This window comes from Shewanella sp. P1-14-1, from assembly GCF_001401775.1.
Classification (GTDB): Bacteria; Pseudomonadota; Gammaproteobacteria; order Enterobacterales; family Shewanellaceae; genus Shewanella; species Shewanella japonica.
Window position 1 is genome coordinate 65,583 of the sequence record NZ_LKTL01000009.1, and the last position, 18,106, is coordinate 83,688.

Annotated in this window: 17 protein-coding genes; 12 read left to right on the plus strand and 5 right to left on the minus strand. The window is 41.6% G+C overall.

The features are described from left to right. Nucleotides 1–14 precede the first annotated feature (14 nt). The 6 genes from AN944_RS08265 to AN944_RS08290 all read left to right on the plus strand — a co-directional run bounded on the left by AN944_RS08265 (nt 15) and on the right by AN944_RS08290 (nt 6,261). A complete protein-coding gene (locus tag AN944_RS08265) occupies nt 15–860 on the plus strand; it encodes an ABC transporter ATP-binding protein (protein ID WP_055024133.1) in 846 nt (281 codons plus the stop codon). Next, nucleotides 857–2,182, plus strand: a complete 1,326-nt coding sequence (locus AN944_RS08270; RefSeq protein WP_055024134.1) for a hypothetical protein — start codon at nt 857–859, stop codon at nt 2,180–2,182. The genes AN944_RS08265 and AN944_RS08270 overlap by 4 nt, the downstream gene beginning before the upstream one ends. 117 nt (nt 2,183–2,299) lie before the next feature. Beyond that, a complete protein-coding gene (locus AN944_RS08275) occupies nt 2,300–4,099 on the plus strand; it encodes a long-chain fatty acid--CoA ligase (protein ID WP_055024135.1) in 1,800 nt (599 codons plus the stop codon). A gap of 168 nt (nt 4,100–4,267) precedes the next feature. Then, nucleotides 4,268–4,885 carry a GyrI-like domain-containing protein gene (locus AN944_RS08280; protein ID WP_055024218.1) on the plus strand — a complete coding sequence of 206 codons (618 nt, stop codon included), beginning with the start codon at nt 4,268–4,270 and terminating at the stop codon, nt 4,883–4,885. Nucleotides 4,886–4,964: 79 nt separating this feature from the next. After that, nucleotides 4,965–5,753, plus strand: coding sequence for a lipase family protein (locus AN944_RS08285; RefSeq protein WP_055024136.1), 789 nt, complete (start codon nt 4,965–4,967; stop codon nt 5,751–5,753). Between the two features lie 103 nt (nt 5,754–5,856). Beyond that, complete coding sequence (locus AN944_RS08290; protein ID WP_055024137.1) at nt 5,857–6,261, plus strand: thioesterase family protein; 405 nt, start codon at nt 5,857–5,859, stop codon at nt 6,259–6,261. Nucleotides 6,262–6,503: 242 nt separating this feature from the next. Here AN944_RS08290 and AN944_RS08295 read toward each other — a convergent pair whose 3' ends face one another. Next, nucleotides 6,504–6,938 carry a thioesterase family protein gene (locus AN944_RS08295; RefSeq protein WP_055024138.1) on the minus strand — a complete coding sequence of 145 codons (435 nt, stop codon included), beginning with the start codon at nt 6,936–6,938 and terminating at the stop codon, nt 6,504–6,506. Between the two features lie 153 nt (nt 6,939–7,091). On the opposite strand from AN944_RS08295, the gene AN944_RS08300 reads away from it, so the two are divergent. Together AN944_RS08300 and AN944_RS08305 are read left to right on the plus strand one after the other, a co-directional pair. Then, entirely contained in the window at nt 7,092–8,327 is a 1,236-nt protein-coding gene (locus AN944_RS08300) for a hypothetical protein (protein ID WP_055024139.1), read from the plus strand. A 2-nt stretch (nt 8,328–8,329) separates the two neighbouring features. After that, nucleotides 8,330–9,349, plus strand: coding sequence for a Solitary outer membrane autotransporter beta-barrel domain (locus tag AN944_RS08305; RefSeq protein ID WP_055024140.1), 1,020 nt, complete (start codon nt 8,330–8,332; stop codon nt 9,347–9,349). Nucleotides 9,350–9,446: 97 nt separating this feature from the next. Here the strand turns inward: AN944_RS08305 and mtnC are convergent, their stop codons facing one another. Next, nucleotides 9,447–10,130, minus strand: a complete 684-nt coding sequence (gene mtnC, locus AN944_RS08310; RefSeq protein ID WP_055024141.1) for an acireductone synthase — start codon at nt 10,128–10,130, stop codon at nt 9,447–9,449. 207 nt (nt 10,131–10,337) lie between these two features. Between mtnC and AN944_RS08315 the strand changes: the two genes are divergently transcribed. After that, nucleotides 10,338–10,787: a dCMP deaminase family protein gene (locus AN944_RS08315; RefSeq protein WP_055024142.1), complete on the plus strand. Its 450-nt coding sequence runs from the start codon at nt 10,338–10,340 to the stop codon at nt 10,785–10,787. Nucleotides 10,788–10,884: 97 nt separating this feature from the next. On the opposite strand, the gene AN944_RS08320 is transcribed toward AN944_RS08315, so the two are convergent. Further along, complete coding sequence (locus tag AN944_RS08320) at nt 10,885–11,658, minus strand: DNA/RNA non-specific endonuclease (protein WP_055024143.1); 774 nt, start codon at nt 11,656–11,658, stop codon at nt 10,885–10,887. 376 nt (nt 11,659–12,034) lie between these two features. On the opposite strand from AN944_RS08320, the gene arrA reads away from it, so the two are divergent. Beyond that, complete coding sequence (gene arrA, locus AN944_RS08325; protein ID WP_235530876.1) at nt 12,035–14,599, plus strand: arsenate respiratory reductase molybdopterin-containing subunit ArrA; 2,565 nt, start codon at nt 12,035–12,037, stop codon at nt 14,597–14,599. A gap of 11 nt (nt 14,600–14,610) precedes the next feature. Then, on the plus strand, nt 14,611–15,315 hold the full coding sequence (gene arrB, locus AN944_RS08330) for an arsenate respiratory reductase iron-sulfur subunit ArrB (protein WP_082419962.1): 705 nt from the start codon (nt 14,611–14,613) through the stop codon (nt 15,313–15,315). Nucleotides 15,316–15,376: 61 nt separating this feature from the next. Here the strand turns inward: arrB and AN944_RS08335 are convergent, their stop codons facing one another. Together AN944_RS08335 and hutI are read right to left on the minus strand one after the other, a co-directional pair. Next, nucleotides 15,377–15,748, minus strand: a complete 372-nt coding sequence (locus AN944_RS08335; RefSeq protein ID WP_055024145.1) for a metalloregulator ArsR/SmtB family transcription factor — start codon at nt 15,746–15,748, stop codon at nt 15,377–15,379. Nucleotides 15,749–15,922: 174 nt separating this feature from the next. Then, on the minus strand, nt 15,923–17,149 hold the full coding sequence (hutI, locus tag AN944_RS08340; RefSeq protein ID WP_055024146.1) for an imidazolonepropionase: 1,227 nt from the start codon (nt 17,147–17,149) through the stop codon (nt 15,923–15,925). 226 nt (nt 17,150–17,375) lie between these two features. Here hutI and hutC point away from each other — a divergent pair, with 226 nt between their 5' ends. Then, nucleotides 17,376–18,083, plus strand: a complete 708-nt coding sequence (gene hutC / locus AN944_RS08345) for a histidine utilization repressor (protein ID WP_055024220.1) — start codon at nt 17,376–17,378, stop codon at nt 18,081–18,083. The last annotated feature ends 23 nt before the right edge of the window (nt 18,084–18,106 follow it).

Below are 18,106 nucleotides of genomic sequence, written 5' to 3' on the forward strand. Positions count from 1 at the left end.
AAGGAATACGTTAAATGGATATCAGTACTGAGGCAATTTTAGAATTCAACCAAGTCGACAAGTGTTTTGACGATAATGTGGTGCTTAAACAGTTAAGTTTTAGCTTGTCAGCTGGCATGGTCGTAGGCTTATTAGGTCAAAATGGTGCGGGTAAATCGACGTTAATGCGTGCTGCATTAGGCATTGTTGATATTGAGTCTGGTAGTATTTCAACTTTAGGCGAGCCTGCTGCATTCCTATCTATTCAAGCGAAAGCTAAAATTGGCTATGTACCTCAGCAACCATTTGGTTACGAAGGTTTTACGATTGCGAGCGCGTTAGAGTTACACAGTAGCTTTTATCCGCAATGGGATAAACGTTTACAAACAGAATGGCTTGAGCGATTTGGCCTTGACCCTAAACAACAAGTGCAAAAGCTCTCGGTTGGGCAGCGCCAATCATTAGCCTTGATTATGGCAATGGCTTACCGTCCGCAATTGCTTATGCTCGATGAACCAGTAGCGAGTTTAGATCCCATTGTTCGTCGTCAATTTATGGGGGATTTATTCGAATTGGCCTTAGAGTCAGGTTCTGCTGTGTTATTTTCATCTCACATCACCTCAGATATAGAGCGAGTGGCAAGTCATGTTGCATTGATTAAACGCGGTGAGTTGGTGCTATTTAAAGAAATTGATGCATTGCGTGAAGAGGTGAGTTTAGTTCATCTAGGCGAAAACCAAACGCTGCCGCAAGGGGTTAAAGTATTAAACCGTTATCAACAACAGGTGCTGGTGGATAATGAAAATCAACTTGAAATACCCGGTTCAAGTCAAGTTAGCTCCTTAAATTTGGATCAATTATTCATGGAATTACATCGATGAATCATTCCCATGTGAACCCGACAAAACGATCACCTGAATCCATCGGCGTAAAACAGTGCCTTAATGGATTTTATTCATTGTGGTGTCGTGATTTTGGTAGTGTAAGTTTTTTGCTGGTAGCGCTATTGGGGATCGGTCTTGCTGTACTGGCGATCATTAGTAAACCTGAACAAGTTGACGTAATTAGTATTGCTCTAGGCATGTGTATTTTGTCTATTTCAGTGGCAATTGCCTGGCAGTTCATCAAACTGTCGGCCAATGAGCAAGGCGTGTTAATTCCTGGATATTACCAACGAGTAAAGCAGCAAGCCGCACTCGTGTTTATCGTGATGATGTTAACTTGCATCACTGTTTTATTGCTTAGCCCGCAGCCAATCAATATTGGTTTTTTGTTAGCTTATCTTAGCGTTGGAATGGGTTTTATTCTTGCGTGTTTGAATCGACCTCAACGCTTTAACTTTTCCGTTTTTGTTTTTGTTATTCTGCCTATCTTACCTGAGGTAATAGCCTCTTTACCTGTTGAGGTTGGCCACTTCTTAGCGTTATTGCCAGTGGTATTAGGGGCATTAATTTATAGAAAACTGCAACGCTTTAGTTGGAACCCTCATGCCCGCAGTATTTACTTAAATGGGTTAGAAACCGGTTGGATGATCGGCCCTATTGCAGGGCAGAATCGCTGGTTTATAAAATTAACCCAGTTTTTGCACCCCGCCAGTTATTTTATTGGTCCTATGCTAGGGATGTTACTGCTGGTATTACCGATATTAAGCATTATCGCTATTTTACTGTCAGCTTATTTTGATGCAGAAGTCCCTGTGATTATGGTGTTATCGCAAATGTTGATTATGGTGTGCAGTTTAATTCACTGGACACGTGTGCAACGTTGGCGCGCAGCTGAAACCTTATTTATGCTACCGACCTTTAGCGGGAAACGTGGATTAGTTGATCAATTTTTTAAATCACAGCTTCATTTATTGGTTATTGTGCTGAGTATCATTACTGTCATCACATTGGTGTCGGCATTATTTAATGCACAGATGACGTTATTGGCAGGCTTACATATCGTCGCCAGTACGATTTGGGCTTCAGGTATGGCATTAGCATTGGGTGCAATGAGCCGCTCAGTATTACAAATTAGTTTAACCATGCTGATTGTGATTGTTCATTCAGTTTGGCTTTCGACCTCGTTAGTGGACTTGCGAGAACAAGGCATGATAACTGCCAGCTATTACTGGGGAGATCTCGGGTTACTGCTGTTAATGGGGCTTTTACTCGTTATCAGCAAACACAAACTATGGAAAAATGGTGTTGCCAGTTTGTAAAATGTAGCGATAATCTGTGAATTGACGCTAATTTAGACTAAAAACTCTTATTTTTCTGTATGGCTTAAAGTAGAATGCCAAAAAGCGGAACACTTGTAAGCTAAAAGGTAATTATTAATGTCTCTCGAACAATTTCATTTAGTCAGACTTCTACAGCAGCAAAGCACAGCATTAGAAGATAACATCGCACTCGAAGGATTTGAGATGGCAGCCCCTTGGAACAAAGTTTCATGGAGCCAATTTGATACTATTACTAATAAAGTGGCACAGCTGTTAATTGATTTCGGTCTGCAAGCCCAAGACAAAGTGGTTATCGTTGCGCAAAACAGCCCACAATGGACATGTGCAGATATTGGCGCACTTAAAGCACGAAACGTAGTCGTACCTGTTTACCCAACAAGCCCAATGGAACAAGCTGTTTTCATCGTTAATGATGCCCGCGCTAAAGTCATTTTTGCAGGTGATGAGAGTCAATACGCAACAGCATGTAAAATCCAAGCACAGTGTCCAACTGTTGAGCATGTCGTGGTATTTGACAGCAATGTTAAGTTGGCCTCAGATGAGCATTTCCATTTTGACGATATCCTGATTGCAGAGACAACGCCTGCAAGCGAAGCTGAACTTGAGCTGCGTTTATCGCAAACCAATCTTGATGACTTACTCACCCTTATTTATACCTCTGGTACGACTGGCGATCCAAAAGGTGTGATGCTGGATTATCGTAATATTGCCTCGATGATCGAACAACATGATACAGAAATCGCTTTTAAAGCAGGTGATGTCTCATTGGCATTCTTACCACTTAGCCATGTGTTTGAACGTGGTTGGAGTTTCTATGTATTGTGTCGTGGTGGTCATAATGTCTATCTTGCTGACACAAACCGCGTTAAAGAAGCGATTGCAGAAGTTCGCCCACACACTTTATGTGTCGTGCCGCGCTTCTTAGAAAAAGTGTATAGCGCTGTGCATGACAAAGTGAACAGTGCACCAGCAATACGTCAAAAACTATTTAACTGGGCTATTGGTGTGGGTTCACGCCAGTTTGAAGTCGGCCAAGGTCGCAAGAAAGCCAGCGCCGCATTATCTGTGCAATGGAAGCTGGCCAACAAATTAGTATTCAGCAAATTACAGAATGTATTAGGCGGACGTCTTAAGTTTATGCCAGTTGGCGGCGCAGCATTAGATGTCAATGTTGGCGGCTTTTTCCACAGTATTGGTGTACCAATCCTTTGCGGATACGGCATGACAGAAACCTGTGCAACTGTTACCTGTAATACCCTTGATAACCGTGTATCAGGTTCAAACGGTAAACCACTGAGCGCTATGGAAGTCAAAATCGGTGCTAATAACGAAATTTTAGTACGTGGTGACACCGTGATGCGTGGTTACTTTAACCGTCCGCAAGATACTGAAGAAGCGTTTGAAGATGGCTGGTTAAAAACCGGTGATGCAGGCATGTTAGATGCTGAAGGTAACCTATACATCACCGACCGCATTAAAGAGCTAATGAAAACCTCGAATGGTAAATACATCGCACCGCAACGTGTTGAAGGTAAAGTGAGCTGTTGCCCGTTCATCGAACAAGTGGCGATTGTGGCAGATGCCCGTAACTATGTATCGGCGTTAATTGTACCTGCGTTTGAGTCACTTGAATCTTGGGCCAAAGAACATGAGATTAAGTTTGAAAACCCAATAGAACTGTTACGCCATAGCCAAGTGGTAGAGCATTTTGAGCAACGTTTGAAAGAGCTACAGCATGAGTTAGCGGGATTTGAGAAAATTAAGAAATTTACCTTACTGCCAGAAGCCTTTTCGATGGAGTCGGGCTTAATTACCCCAACCATGAAACTGCGTCGTAAGAAGATTTACTCAAAGTATGAAACTGAAATTAACGCCATGTATGGCACTTCATACTAAGCGATATATGAATTCATTAAACTTTATTATTAAATGTTGATGATTGATTGAATTTAAGGGCACCTCAGGGTGTCCTTTTTTATGGCGCTATTTTAAAAATCATTCTTGGTATTGGATAACCTTGAGCGTCATAATGGACGTATGAATCGTGCTAATTTTGAGTGGATAATGGAAAAAGTAGATTATAAAAAACAGTTAAAACACCTTTATCTTCCTTCTAAAAAGCAAGTGGCGACAGTGGATGTGCCGTCTATGTATTATTTGATGGTCGATGGCAAAGGTGAACCTGGGAGTGAGCAATATCAGCAAGCCATTGAAGCACTGTACTCGGTTGCTTATACGATTAAGTTTATGATCAAAAAAGGAGCTACTGCGATTGATTATGGCGTGCTTCCACTTGAAGGCTTGTGGTGGGCTGACGACATGGATGACTTTATCAATGATAATAAACATAACTGGCAATGGACTATGATGATCATGCAGCCAGAGCTTGTGGATAAAAAACTAGTGATTGAAGCAATAAGCCAAGTGAAGCAGAAAAAGTCATTAGCGGCGATTGATTTAGTGCGATATGAATCCTTTAGTGAAGGGCAATGCGCGCAAATTCTACATGTTGGCCCCTTTTCAGAAGAAGGCCCAACCGTGGCTAAAGTACATGATTATATTGAATCCGCTGGCTTTACTTTGTCAGGGAAACATCACGAGATCTATTTATCCGATATTCGTCGTGCAGCGCCCGAGAATTGGAAAACAGTGATTAGACAGCCTTATCAAACTGTCGGTTAACGCTCGAGTAAATCGCATCACAGTAGTGTCATAAAAGGGCTTTATCCTCAATTCAATTTGCCTAACTGAACCTGCTACTTTGAAAAAACTTAAACGCTATCAATATGAACGTTATGCTGTGCTTTGCAAAGTCACTTATCGAGATGACTTTTCGCCTGAAAAGCTAGGTTTTTCTCATGAGCATTATCGTGAAATTGCCAATCGCTGGGGTAACGTTTGCGCACGTATTTTGTGGCGTGAAGATAAAAAAGAAGTGCTGGTGGTATTTCGCGGTTCTCAAACCATGAATGAGTGGCTGATAAACTGCCAGTGCTGGCCTAAAGCCAAACAGTTTGCTGATACTAAGTATAATGTCCATGCTGGATATGATTATTTATTAGAGCAGAAAACCAATCCGATCCCGCCTCATTACGATCCCAATATCAGTTTGTTTTCTCAACTGCAGATGGTGTTATACCCATTGATTGTAGCGGGTAAAAGAATATCCCTGACAGGGCACTCTTCAGGCGGCTCAATGGCAATTTTAGCCGCTGACAGATTAGAGCGCTTATACCCGAACTCAATTAAACGTGTGGTGACCTTTGGCCAGCCTTCTCCTGGTTTTAAGAGTTTCCAAAAAGCGTATTTATTACAACGGCGTACTTATCGTATTTGCTGTGATATCGACGTAGTGACTTTTTTGCCGCCTCTTCCGGGTATTTTCTTTCATGTGGGTAAAATGCTCTGGCTGCATAACGAACGTATCTATGAAAATACGCCGCCGATAAAACGCTTTTTGATGAGCTTTGTAAGCTGGATTGTGTCGCCGTTTGCTTTTCATTACATGCATAAGTACATTCGTAATAAAGATTTTTTTGATGATATTTAAGGGTGACTCTGCTGGTGTGGTAGCTTAAGCTATTGCTGATCGTAGACGCCAACTTTAGCGATATTGCTGGCGAGATAATAACAATAATAAAAGGACTTCCTCTGTGTCAGACACCCAGTTTAGCCTAAACCTTACCCCAAGGTTTTGTGAAACCGATGCCTTAGGGCATATCAATAATACCGTCATTCCAGTGTGGTTTGAGGCCGCACGAGATCCTGTGTTTGATATTGTTAATCCAGGGCAAGATCTAACTAAATGGAACATGATTATTGCGGGATTTAATATTGTCTTTAATGCGCCGACTTTTTATGGCACTGACGTGACAGTCAAGACTCACATTAGCCGAGTGGGTAACAGTAGTTTTGAAATTGCACAAAGCTGTTGGCAAAATGGCCGCCAAACTGCAGAAGCGAAAACCACTATGGTGCATTACAACTATCAGACGGAAAAGAGTCAGCCAATATCGGGTGAGGTTAAGGCGCAGCTTGCTGCCTTAACGGGTGAGTGATAATGCAATTGCAGATTTGATTTCTCGTTATCAGGTGTCACTGGTCAATATCGTGGCAACACAAAGCTTGGGCAGTTACAGTGTTGGGTTGTTATAGCTAAAGCAAGTTGAATCAAATTTAAAGAGCCGCATTAACAGTGATGTTATGCGGCTTTTCTTCGCAATTTATTCGGTGACGATTGAAGCTTTACTCGATGATTACTCGATAAATACCCAATAACTATCCAATAACTACCCAATAGTTACTCACTCGGTTCAGCGTGCTGCTTGAGGGCATCTAATAGCTCAGGCGTTAAAGTGGCTTTTTGACCTGTTTTAAAGTTAAACATCACTACGTTAGCCGTTCCTGTTGTTGTCACTGCTTGTTGCGCTTTACTGAAAATACGGTAATGCATGACAAAACGATCTTGTTGAATATCACTGATGCTGACACTGACTAGCAAGGTGTCTGGAAAGGTGACTGGGCGTTTATAGCGAGCATGAGTCTCGCTGAGTACTGGGCCTATGGATGTCTTAGCAAGATCGTCCATCATATTAATTTGGCTGAAAAAATCGATTCTTGCGGTTTCAAAGTAACGAAAATACACCACGTTATTGACATGGTTTAATGCGTCCATTTCGCCCCATGCCACTGGAATTTCAGTGATAATTGAATGCTGCTGAATAAACTGTTCCATTGTATTGGCTGTCCCTTTTAAAGTTAAACGCTTGTTTGATTTTTATTCAGAGTAACAGGCAATGAAGGCTTCAACAAGCTGGGAATATTTTGCTATCAAAAGAGCAATATGTTTTGATGATGTTAAACAATGTTTTGCTATGGAATGCATCGATTGAAATCAATAAATTATCCTCGCCTTATGCAGCTTTTGTATAAACCGGGAATCACATTAGCAAGTTTGCCAAGCGCAATATTGGGCTATCTTAAATCCATCATCAATAAGCTAACAGTGGCGCAAAAGCTGTACTTCATTGCATTTACCCTGATGTTTACCACTGAAGGTGTGACTATGGTGGGGATCATTGCCATGATTGCAATGATGATTGAGTTTTGGCCCTTGTTCTCTAAGACTTGGCATAGCTTGGCAGGGAAAGCCTTTCTGCTGCTGTTTTACGCCATTATTGCTAACTTTTCGTTGGTGTGGGCAGCCTCTGTCGTTAATGAAGTTTCAGGTGTTGATGCGGATCATTTAACTTATACCCACAATTTAGTGATTTTGTTGTATATGCCTGTATGGTTCGTATTGGTGAGCGGCGTCGCCTTAATGCTGCTGCAAGCTGTCATCCCAATTTATTTTGTATTGATGCCAGTACTTAGCTTGCTTGGCGTTAAATCTATACGTTTTACTAATAGTGAGCATTATCGAAAACGCACGATATTGCTACGAATGATATTGGCGTATGTGGTGTTAGCTAACCTGTATTTATTAAGTGATATTGAAAACACCTTTGAAAGTAGTGATCCCAGAGCAAAAATGATCAAATTGTTAGAAGAGGAAACAGGTGAAAAACCTGAAGATATTGATGCGGGTTTGCAAAAGCTCTCAGCCGTTGGTGCGAAAATTGTCGAAGCTAATGCTGAGGGAGAGGCTAAGGGAGAGGCTGAAACAACTTTAGCTGCTGAGAATAATGACATAGAAAACCTTAGCTCTACTGAGCCAGCACCTGTGCCTGATTCTGTGACTGCAACTTCTAACGAAGATACTCCTCCAGATATGGCCTCGAGCACTCAAAAGGTGATTGAGGATGCGGTTCAACAATCAATTAAACAAGTGCAGCAAAACGAAGTGAAGCGTTTGAGTGTTGGGGCAGATGAAGCGGCTGAGCGACGTTACGATATTATTCGAGAGAGTTATCGCTTGATGGTAAGAATGACGATTGCCAATTTTATTTATTATTTTGAGGGCAATCAATTTTCTCGCTGTGAGTCTCAATTGAATAGTAAAGTGATTGAGTTAAATGACTATGAGATTTTAGAAATTACCCCCACTGACGCAAAAGCGAGTCGTTATGGTTACGAGTTTTTGGTTAAAGCTTGTGTTTCACCTGCATTTCCAGCAAAGAGTTAGCCATGAAAATGTTCAGCACCAGTAATTCGCCTATGGTTATTCGCTGGGGCTTTAGTTGCTTTCTTGCACTCATAAGTCATTTAGTTTTTGCCAATACGGATATCACAGTGGATCAAAGTTTAAGTGATATCACTAAAGGCAACATTGCAACTGCAATTGTGTTGTCGGATGCGGGCTTAGTGACCTTAGGGGTTGTCAATTTTGATCCCAGTAACATTGTGGATCTGGATAATATCGATACTGGGTCTAAAGAATCCATTCAACGCCGCAAGGAATTAAGCGTTTACTCGATCCCTTGGGAAAGCAATTGGCTTGAGCTATCACCTGATTGGCAAACGGCCAGCTTTGTGAAGTTTTCATTTATTAATTCGAAACAATCTTTACAACTCTCTGATCAAGCGAACATGACTGAAAAGCTCGATGAAAAGAGTTATCTATTATCTGCTGAGCAGCGCTGGCGGTATGAGTTATCTTCGAATTGGTGGTTGCAGCTTGGCTTAGGTGGTCATTATATTTGGTATCGAAATCATTTTGACTATAGCCCAGCACTTGAGGGACTGCGTCAAGACTTTGATGGTGAGGTATTTAATACTTCTTACGATGCCTGGATGGTAGATCCTACGTTTGAATTACATTATCAAGGCACGCTTTGGGAAAATAAGTGGCAGTTTATAAGTCGTGTTAATTACGCTTTTGGCAATATCGTCAATGCAGACTCACCTGAACAAACAGGTACTCCCCATGTTGGCCGTTTTAGTAATACATTTATTTATCATTACCCACTGCCTGAGCTGATGAGTTATCGCAATGAAATGCGCTTTTTATTTAAGCGAATAGACTTGACCGGTGATGCAGTCGATAGCATGGGAACCAATCATTATTATGAAACGGGTTTAGGTTGGCTCGTTGAAACGCCGTCTTTATCATCATGGCTAACCAACATTGGTATTGGTGTGACGGTGAATATTGATAGCGTGTTAAGTGGCGGCAGTGTGGTGTTGCTTTTTAATGAAGAGATTTAACTCACTAGCGTTATGTGCCAGATAATAAAAAACGACCTTTGGGTCGTTTTTTATTAGGCGTTAAGCGCGTATGGGTTACAACGCTGAATTTGCAGGCTTAGCAATCAATAGGTAAAGCCGAGAAATCGCTAATTTGTGCAAACTTAGCGGTTTTTTGATTGTCAAAACGCACCATTTGGCAAGTATGTAACCCTGCTGCGTCAGCGGCTTTTAACTCTTCAATCACATCAGAGATAAACAAGACTTGTTTAGGACTTAAGCTCACGGTATTGAGAATATTACAGTAAGCTTGTTTATCTAACTTGTTACCCGTACGGGTATCAAAATGACCGCTGAATTTAGGTGTTAAATCACCTGCATCGCTGTGACTGAATAGCATTTTTTGCGCTTCAGCTGAGCCAGAAGAGAAACTGTAAATACGGATGTTTGCCGCTTCAATTCGTGGAATTGCATCGATAAAATCCGGGTAAATATGACCGGTAAATTCACCACTCGCGTAACCCTGTTTCCAAATTAGCCCTTGAAGGGTCTTAAGTGGTGTCGCTTTACGGTCTTCATCAATCCACTGTGACAGGATTTCTGTAACACGTTCGATAGAAGCGTCTTGTTCTAAAGCAAGATCACGTACGTCACTAATACAGTATTCAACCAATGGGTTATGTTGATTCTTACTCAGAAAATCGCCCATGGCTTTTTTTGAATAAGGGAATAGTACATCGTGAATAAAATCTAGATCAGTCGTGGTGCCAGCTGTATCTACGATAATCGCTCTAATACCCATAGTGTCTACGTACTCCAATCCTTAAATGTGCTTGCTCAAGATCCTAAGCTTTATTAGGTCTGATGGCTAGTCAATTTGTAATAACAAAGTAGAGGAATACTCAAATCAATGATATTCCACTGTAATTTGCTGCCAATGTTGCTAACTTTAGGTATTATGAATAGATAAAAGCCAAGTTCACACTCAGCAAGCAAAAGGGGAGCCGCTATGATTTCAAAATGGGCAAAACGATTTTTTCAGATGGCTGAGCTTGTAGGGTCATGGAGTAAAGATCCGTCAACCCAAGTGGGGGCGGTGATCACTAAGCATAATCGTATTGTTTCTGTCGGCTTTAATGGTTATCCCCATGGGATTTCTGACAGCGCTGAAACTGATGATCGTGATATGAAGTTACTCAAGACCTTGCACGCAGAAGAAAATGCGATTTTATTTGCTAAGCGTGATCTTGATGGCTGCGATATTTGGGTGACCCATTTCCCGTGTCCTAATTGTGCTGCAAAGATCATTCAAACAGGGATTACTGGGGTATATTGCCCAGAGCAAAGCCAAGATTTCTTATCTCGCTGGGGCGATAAAATTAAAATTAGCCAAGATATGTTTTTGCAAGCCGGTGTTAAAGTGAATTGGTTACCTGTTGATGCATTAAAAGACGAGTAATCAATTTGGCTTGTAGTGTTTTTAGATGATTAATGCCGACAAATGTCGGCATTTTATTAGGCTTTAAAGTAAGCTCAAGTGTTAATATCTATACTGATTAACAGCCGATATCGGCGCTAATCCCTCCCAATTTTGATTCAACAGCGTAAGCTTTACTGTTCGACATCCCAGGCAATATATTGAGTCCAGTTCGCGATTCAACTTGGTCTATCGTGACTTCTTTATTGCAGTAATAATCATTACGCCCACTATTTTGCTCCATGATAAATCCGCTTGCTTTGACGTATCCTGAATGACTAATCGTTGCGACAACTTTAAAGTACCCCGAAGGGATTCGATGGTTTTCGTCGGCTTGAGGCAGCGTACCAAAGTAATATTCATATAATGGACCAGTGACGACATAAACTTGCTTTCCACTTCGGGCTAAGTTGCGAACCGCTGTTTCCAGTCTGACCCATGGGCCTTGGTTTAAATTAGAACTTTGCGGAGTGATATTTGATAAATAATTTGTTTGGCTCCACGAACTGGTATTACTAAAGCTTGCTAGAGGCACTTGATGGCCTCTGTCAGTCTGTAATATTGCATGCGCATCTTTGTAATCACTGGCTTCTAGCGTATAAGCGCTAGCTATATTGGGGTCTGATTTCCAACTGCGTGAGCGACTTGGTCCATCAATACTGTTTGGGGTGACTTTATAAGCTACCCAGTCGGCAAATTTAGTCGTGCGGTTATTACTCATTGTATATATAGCACGATTAATCAGATCGTTATTTGATGCAGCACCACTGGGACAACCGTAGCGACTGCAATTATCAGCCGCGAATGCTGTATGACTAATCAGTAATGCACCAAGTAAGAAAAATATCCTCATTTTTAGTCCTTTTAAAATAGTAGATAAGTTGACGCTAATATTTTGTGCAGATAGGTATGACAAAGGTGTGACGTTTTTAAGAAGGTGAGTGCTAGGGGTTAAGCTGTGAATTTATGAATCGTAAAGTAACTTGTTATTTTACGTGTCTATTTATGGTTAATGGTTAAGCAAAAAATGTATTAGCATCGACTTTTTCATTAGAAAAAAATCAGAAAATTATGACGATTTTATTACTTAGGTCGCATTAATTTTGATTATTTTTAAAACTGTGAACTACCTCCTTAGATATATCTTTTCAAAAAGTATTTACAAATGTATATATATGAATAGTTATATATATGGTTCATCATATGTGTTGTGTTCAAAGGGGATTGAGATGAGCAATAAAGTAGATACAGGTAGAAGAGCGTTATTAAAAACCTCGGTGGCAGGTGCTGCGCTGTCTGGGATCGGATGTAGTAGTTCGAGTTCAATTGAACCTGTGATGAAGGGAATTGAGCATGAGTTACCAGCTGCTGATACAGTGACAGGTACAGGTCAGTGGGTCGGCACAACCTGCCAAGGCTGTACTTCTTGGTGTGCTAAACAAGTGTACGTAATGGATGGCAGAGCAGTAAAAATACGAGGCAATGTTAATTCAAAAGTACATGGTGAAGCGAGTTGCCCTAGACAGCATTTAAGTCTTCAACAAGTGTATGACCCAGATCGGGTAAAAACACCACTTATGCGAACCAACCCTAAAAAGGGTAAAGAGCATGATCCAATGTTTAAGCCTATTTCGTGGGATAAGGCATTAGATTTACTTGCAGATAAAATCCTTGCTCTAAGAGCCGCAGATGAATCTCATAAATACGCCTTACTTCGTGGACGCTATTCTCATATCAATGAACTGATGTATAAGCATCTTACTCAGATGATTGGTTCACCGAATAATATCTCTCACAGTTCAATTTGTGCAGAAGCCCATAAAATGGGGCCTTACTATCAAGATGGTAACTGGGGCTACAATCAGTACGATGTTGAAAATACCAAATTTATTCTTTCATTTGGTGCAGATCCAATTGCCAGTAATCGTCAAGTTTCATACTACTCAAAGACATGGGGCGCGGCATTAGATAGCGCTAAAGTTGTGGTTGTCGATCCTCGTTTATCAGTATCAGCCAGTAAGGCACATAAGTGGATCCCAATTGAACCTGCCCAAGACAGCGTTTTAGCCTTAGCCATTGCCCATGTTGCCTTGGTTGAAGGTCTGTGGCATAAGCCGTTTGTGGGGGATTTTGCTAATAAGCAAAACCAGTTCATTGCGGGTCAAGACGTTGATGCTGCAGCATTTAATGAGCTACATACTCATGGCGTGGTTGATTGGTGGAACATCAGCTTAAAAGATTACACTCCTGAGTGGGCAGAGTCTGTCACTAATATTCCTGCTGATACCATTATCAATATTGCGCGCGATATGGGTAAAGCGGCCCCCGCAGTGCAAGTGTGGACATCTCGTGGTGCTGTTATGCACACCCGTGGTACTTACACTTCACTTGCTTGTCATGCATTAAATGGTTTATTTGGTGGTATTGATAATAAAGGCGGTTTATTCCCTGCTAATAAAATCAAGCTGAATAAGAGCTTCCCTGATTCGAAACCTTACCTTGATGCGGTGGCAAAAAAAGGGGTTAAGCACCCTAAAATTGACCAGCGTGGCACCTTAGCGTTTCCTGCGCTTAAAAAAGGTAAGCCAGGCGGTGGTGTTGTCACCAGCAATACGCCTAACGGCATGCTAAGTGCTGATCCGTATGACATTAAAGTCATGTTGGCATACTTCAACAACTTTAATTTCTCATCACCTGAAGGCCAGCGTTGGAATGAAGCGTTAAGCCAACTCGACTTTATGGCTCATGTGACCACCAATATTTCAGAATTCAGTTGGTTTGCAGACATCATATTACCTGCTAACCATCATATGTTTGAAAAGTGGGGCGTATTGGATTCTATTGGTAATGGTGTCCATCAAGTATCGGTACAGCAACCGTCGATAGATCGTTTATGGAATACCAAAGACGATGAATCAGAAATCCCTTATTTACTAGCAAAAAAACTGGCTGATAAAGGGTTTGATATGCCTTGGCGTTATATCAACGAGCAGTTACTGGATCCAGAAACGAAGCAGCCTGCAAAAACTGAAAAAGACTTTGGTGAGCTATTGGTGAAATACGTGACGTCACCATTGTGGACTGACGGTGCTGCCAAATATGGTGACAACATGACGTCTTGGAAAGAATTTACCGATAAAGGCGTGTGGAACAGTCATCCTTATGAACTCAAAAGCCGCTGGGGTAAGTTTAAAACCGAAACCCACAAGTTTGAGTTTTACAGTAAAACCCTCGAAAAAGCTCTGAACAAGCATGCAAAAAATCATCAAGTGAGTGTTGATGAAGTAATGAAAGCGTGTGACTACCATGTAAGAGGAAAAGAGGTATTTGTACCGCATTACGAAGATCCTTATCGCTTTGGTGACGAGAAACAATATCCATTACTGCTAGTGGATCAAAAATCTCGTTTAAGCAAAGAAGGCCGCTCAGCTAATACACCATGGTTCCATGAATTTAAAGATGTCGATCCTGGGGATATTGCCAACGAAGACACGGCAAAGATTAACCCGATAGATGGTGAAAAGCTCGGCCTTAAAACCGGTGATGCGATTGTGGTTACCAGCCCTGTAGGTGAATTGACATGTACCGTCGCGCTTTGGGAAGGAGTGAGACCTGGCACTGTGGCTAAATGTTTTGGTCAAGGGCATTGGGCTTATGGCCGCCGTGCGAGCAAAACATTTGGTAAAGAAGCGAGAGGTGGTTCAAACAACGACATCATCGCAGATAGATATGACAGATTAAGTGGGGCATCTGCTTTCTATGGCCATATTCGCATTAACGTAAAAAAAGCCTGAGGTAAGAGATTATGAGACTCGGAATGGTAATTGACCTACAAAAATGCGTAGGTTGCGGTGGCTGTAATTTAGCCTGTAAAACCGAAAATAACACTGCTGATGGCGTCAAATGGTCGGATCATATTACTAAAACAGAAGGGCGCTTCCCTGATGTGAAGTACAGCTATATTCCAACTATGTGTAATCACTGTACTAATGCTGCCTGTGTTGAAGTGTGTCCAACAGGTGCAATGTATAAAGACAAGCGTGGATTAACGCTGCAAGATAATGATAAATGTATTGGTTGCAGGAAGTGTGAACGTGCTTGTCCATATGGCGTGATTAGCTATAACAAACAAGTACCGCATCGTGATTGGCAAGATGATGAAGCCTTGATCGCTGGAGCTACGGCATCACCACATGGGTTATTGAAGAAGATGGATATTAACACCTTCCCGTATATGAATCCTGAGCGTGGTGATACCTATCCTGAAGTTCGTCCAAGAAGAACCACTGAAAAGTGTACCTTGTGTGATCATCGATTAGATAAGGGATTGAGCCCAGCTTGTGTGACGGCATGTCCATCAGGTGCAAGAGTATTTGGAGACTTTGACGATCCAGCCAGTGAGGCGGCACGTTTGATAAAAATGAACCCTTCACAACAATTGAATGTTGATGCTGGTACTAAACCGAATGTGTATTACATTCGCAGCTTTAATGTCAAAACCCTGTATTAACGTTACTGTAGAAAAAGAGATGCTAGGTTCGCCAGCATCTCTTTTTCGTATTTTCTGTTATTTATTTTGTCGAACCACAACATAATATTTGAGGCCTATCTTCATTTTTACCGACTAAATTGAGTTTTGCTAGTGGGCCTGCAACCAGTGCTTTATTGCCATTATAGGTTTCTGATAATACTGTTTTTGCCCAAGATGGCAGTTGCGTATTGATAGAATAATAAATCCATTGCCCCTGTCGACGGTTTACCACAAGACCCGCTGTTTTTAGTAGAGCAAGATTACGGGATATTTTAGGCTGTATTTCATCAAGTGCTTCGGTAAATTCACACACACATAGCTCTTTTTCTGCAATTAAGAGCATCACAATTGATAGACGTATTGGGTCTGATAAAGATTTAAAAAGGCCAATGGGTGTTAGCTGAGAAGTCATGGTCTAAACAGGTTGAAAAATTTTGGTCACCTTATGAGTTTTAGGCCATTTAGTCAATTCAAAAATATTGAGCTGATGCGAGTTGTAGTGAGCCTATAGAGCGGCTAAAGACCAACTATAGTCCAATAAGAGGGAGTACTAATTCCCTCTTCAGATCTTGATATTAATGCAGGATTATTGATGAACTAGCACACCATTTTTGACGACATCTTTACATGGATTCACTCCATAGGCGTAGGCCAATTGAGCTGGTGTGGCAATATCCCAAAGACAGAAATCGGCCTGCATACCTTGTGCAAGCATACCAACATTTTGTTCTATTCCTAACGCTTTGGCTGCGTTTACCGTTATTCCTTTTAATGCTTCTTCTGGGGTGAGTTTGAATAAAGTGCAAGCCATGTTCAACATCAATAAGGTGGAACAAATAGGCGATGAGCCAGGGTTAAAGTCGCTAGCAACCACAATCGGCACGTTATATTGACGTAATAGTTCAATCGGTGGCATTTTCGTTTCACGCAGAAAATAAAACGCTCCAGGTAGCAAGGTGGCGCAGGTGCCACTTTCTGCAAGTGCTTTAACGCCAGCTTCATCAAGGTATTCAATATGATCGACTGATTTTGCGCCCAACTTAGCGGCCATCATCGAACCGCCCATATTAGACAGTTGCTCGGCATGAAGTTTTATTTCGAGGCCTGCCGTTTTTGCGGCAGTTAATACTCGCTCTGTTTGGTCAAGGTTGAAGGCAATATTTTCACAAAAAACATCAGCTGCATCAGCAAGGTTTTGTTCAATAACGGCAGGCAACATCTCGTTAATGACGAGATCCACATAGGCCTCTGTATCATGTTTATATTCTGGTGGAATAGCATGAGCGCCAAGAAAAGTTGTTTTTACATCGACATGATGATTGCGCCCTAGTTCACGTGCAACCTTGAGTAATTTCACTTCAGTCTCGGTATTTAATCCGTAGCCTGATTTAATCTCAACTGTCGTCACCCCTTCTTTGGCTAGAGCATTGAGGCGTTGACGGCCGAGATCGAATAATTCAGCTTCTTCCGCTTCACGGCAAGCATTAACTGTCGAAATGATACCTCCTCCAGCACGAGCAATATCTTCATAGCTTGCGCCTTCAAGTCGCATTTCAAACTCGTTGGCACGGTTGCCTGCGAACACTAAATGAGTATGGGCATCAATAAGGCCAGGGGTTATCCATCCGCCACGACCACGATATACGGGCATATCAAATACATCAAAGTCAGGTAATTCTTTGCGCGGTCCAAGCCAAGCAATTTTGCCGTCTTTAACTGCAATAGCGGCATCAGTGATAGCGCCATAAGCTGCTGAATTATCTGGATCCATAGTAGCAATATTAACGTCAATCCAAACGTGGTCCCACGACATGGCAACTCCTGAGCGTAAAATTAATTATTCGATTAAGGCAAAACAATACTTGTTTTAACTTGTATATACAAGGTAAGGTTAACGCCGAGTTTTTAATCGTAACGTGGGTTAATTCACCAAAATAAGCAAGTTTTAGGCAGTTCTATTCATGAAAACCCTATCGCTTGCCACTAATAACCCTCTAGCGCGTGCAACTACAACACATTTTACTCAAATGGATAAGACGATGGCACTAGCAAAATTTGCACAAATTAAGCAGTACATTTTAGCGCGCATTGAAGCGGGTGAATGGCAAGAGAATGATCGCGTGCCTTCTGAAAACCAGTTAACTGAGTTGTTTGATTGTAGTCGAATGACCGCTCGTCGTGCATTAACAGAACTGGTGGAATCTGGAGTGTTAGAGCGCAGTCAAGGATTAGGCACTTTTGTTGCGGGGCTTAAATCGCAGTCTTCGCTATTAGCCATTCGCAATATTGCTGATGAGATTAAAGACAGGGGGCATGGCTACAGTGTTAAGCAACTTGAATTGACACAAGTAAGTGCACCCAGTGCAGTGGCTATCTCGTTAGGGCTTGAAGAAGGCAGCCCAGTTTTTTATTCAGTTTTGGTGCATTGCGAGCAAGATAAACCTTTGCAAGTGGAAGAGCGTTATGTGAATCCGCAAATGATCCCCGATTATTTAAAACAAGATTTCAATCTGCTTACGCCTCATGAGTATTTATCTAAAGTCGCTCCCTTAACCGAAGCTCGCCATACCATTGAAGCCGTTATTGCCAATGAGCAAACCCAACAGCGTTTAGCCATTGAGCCTTCAGAACCATGCTTACAAATTTTACGTCGCACTTGGTCTCGAAAAGGGGTGGTGAGTTTTGCTCGATTAACTCACCCCGGCAGTCAATTCAGACTAGGTGGTCATTTAACGTTTAACCGATAGATTGTCATTTATAAAAACAAAAA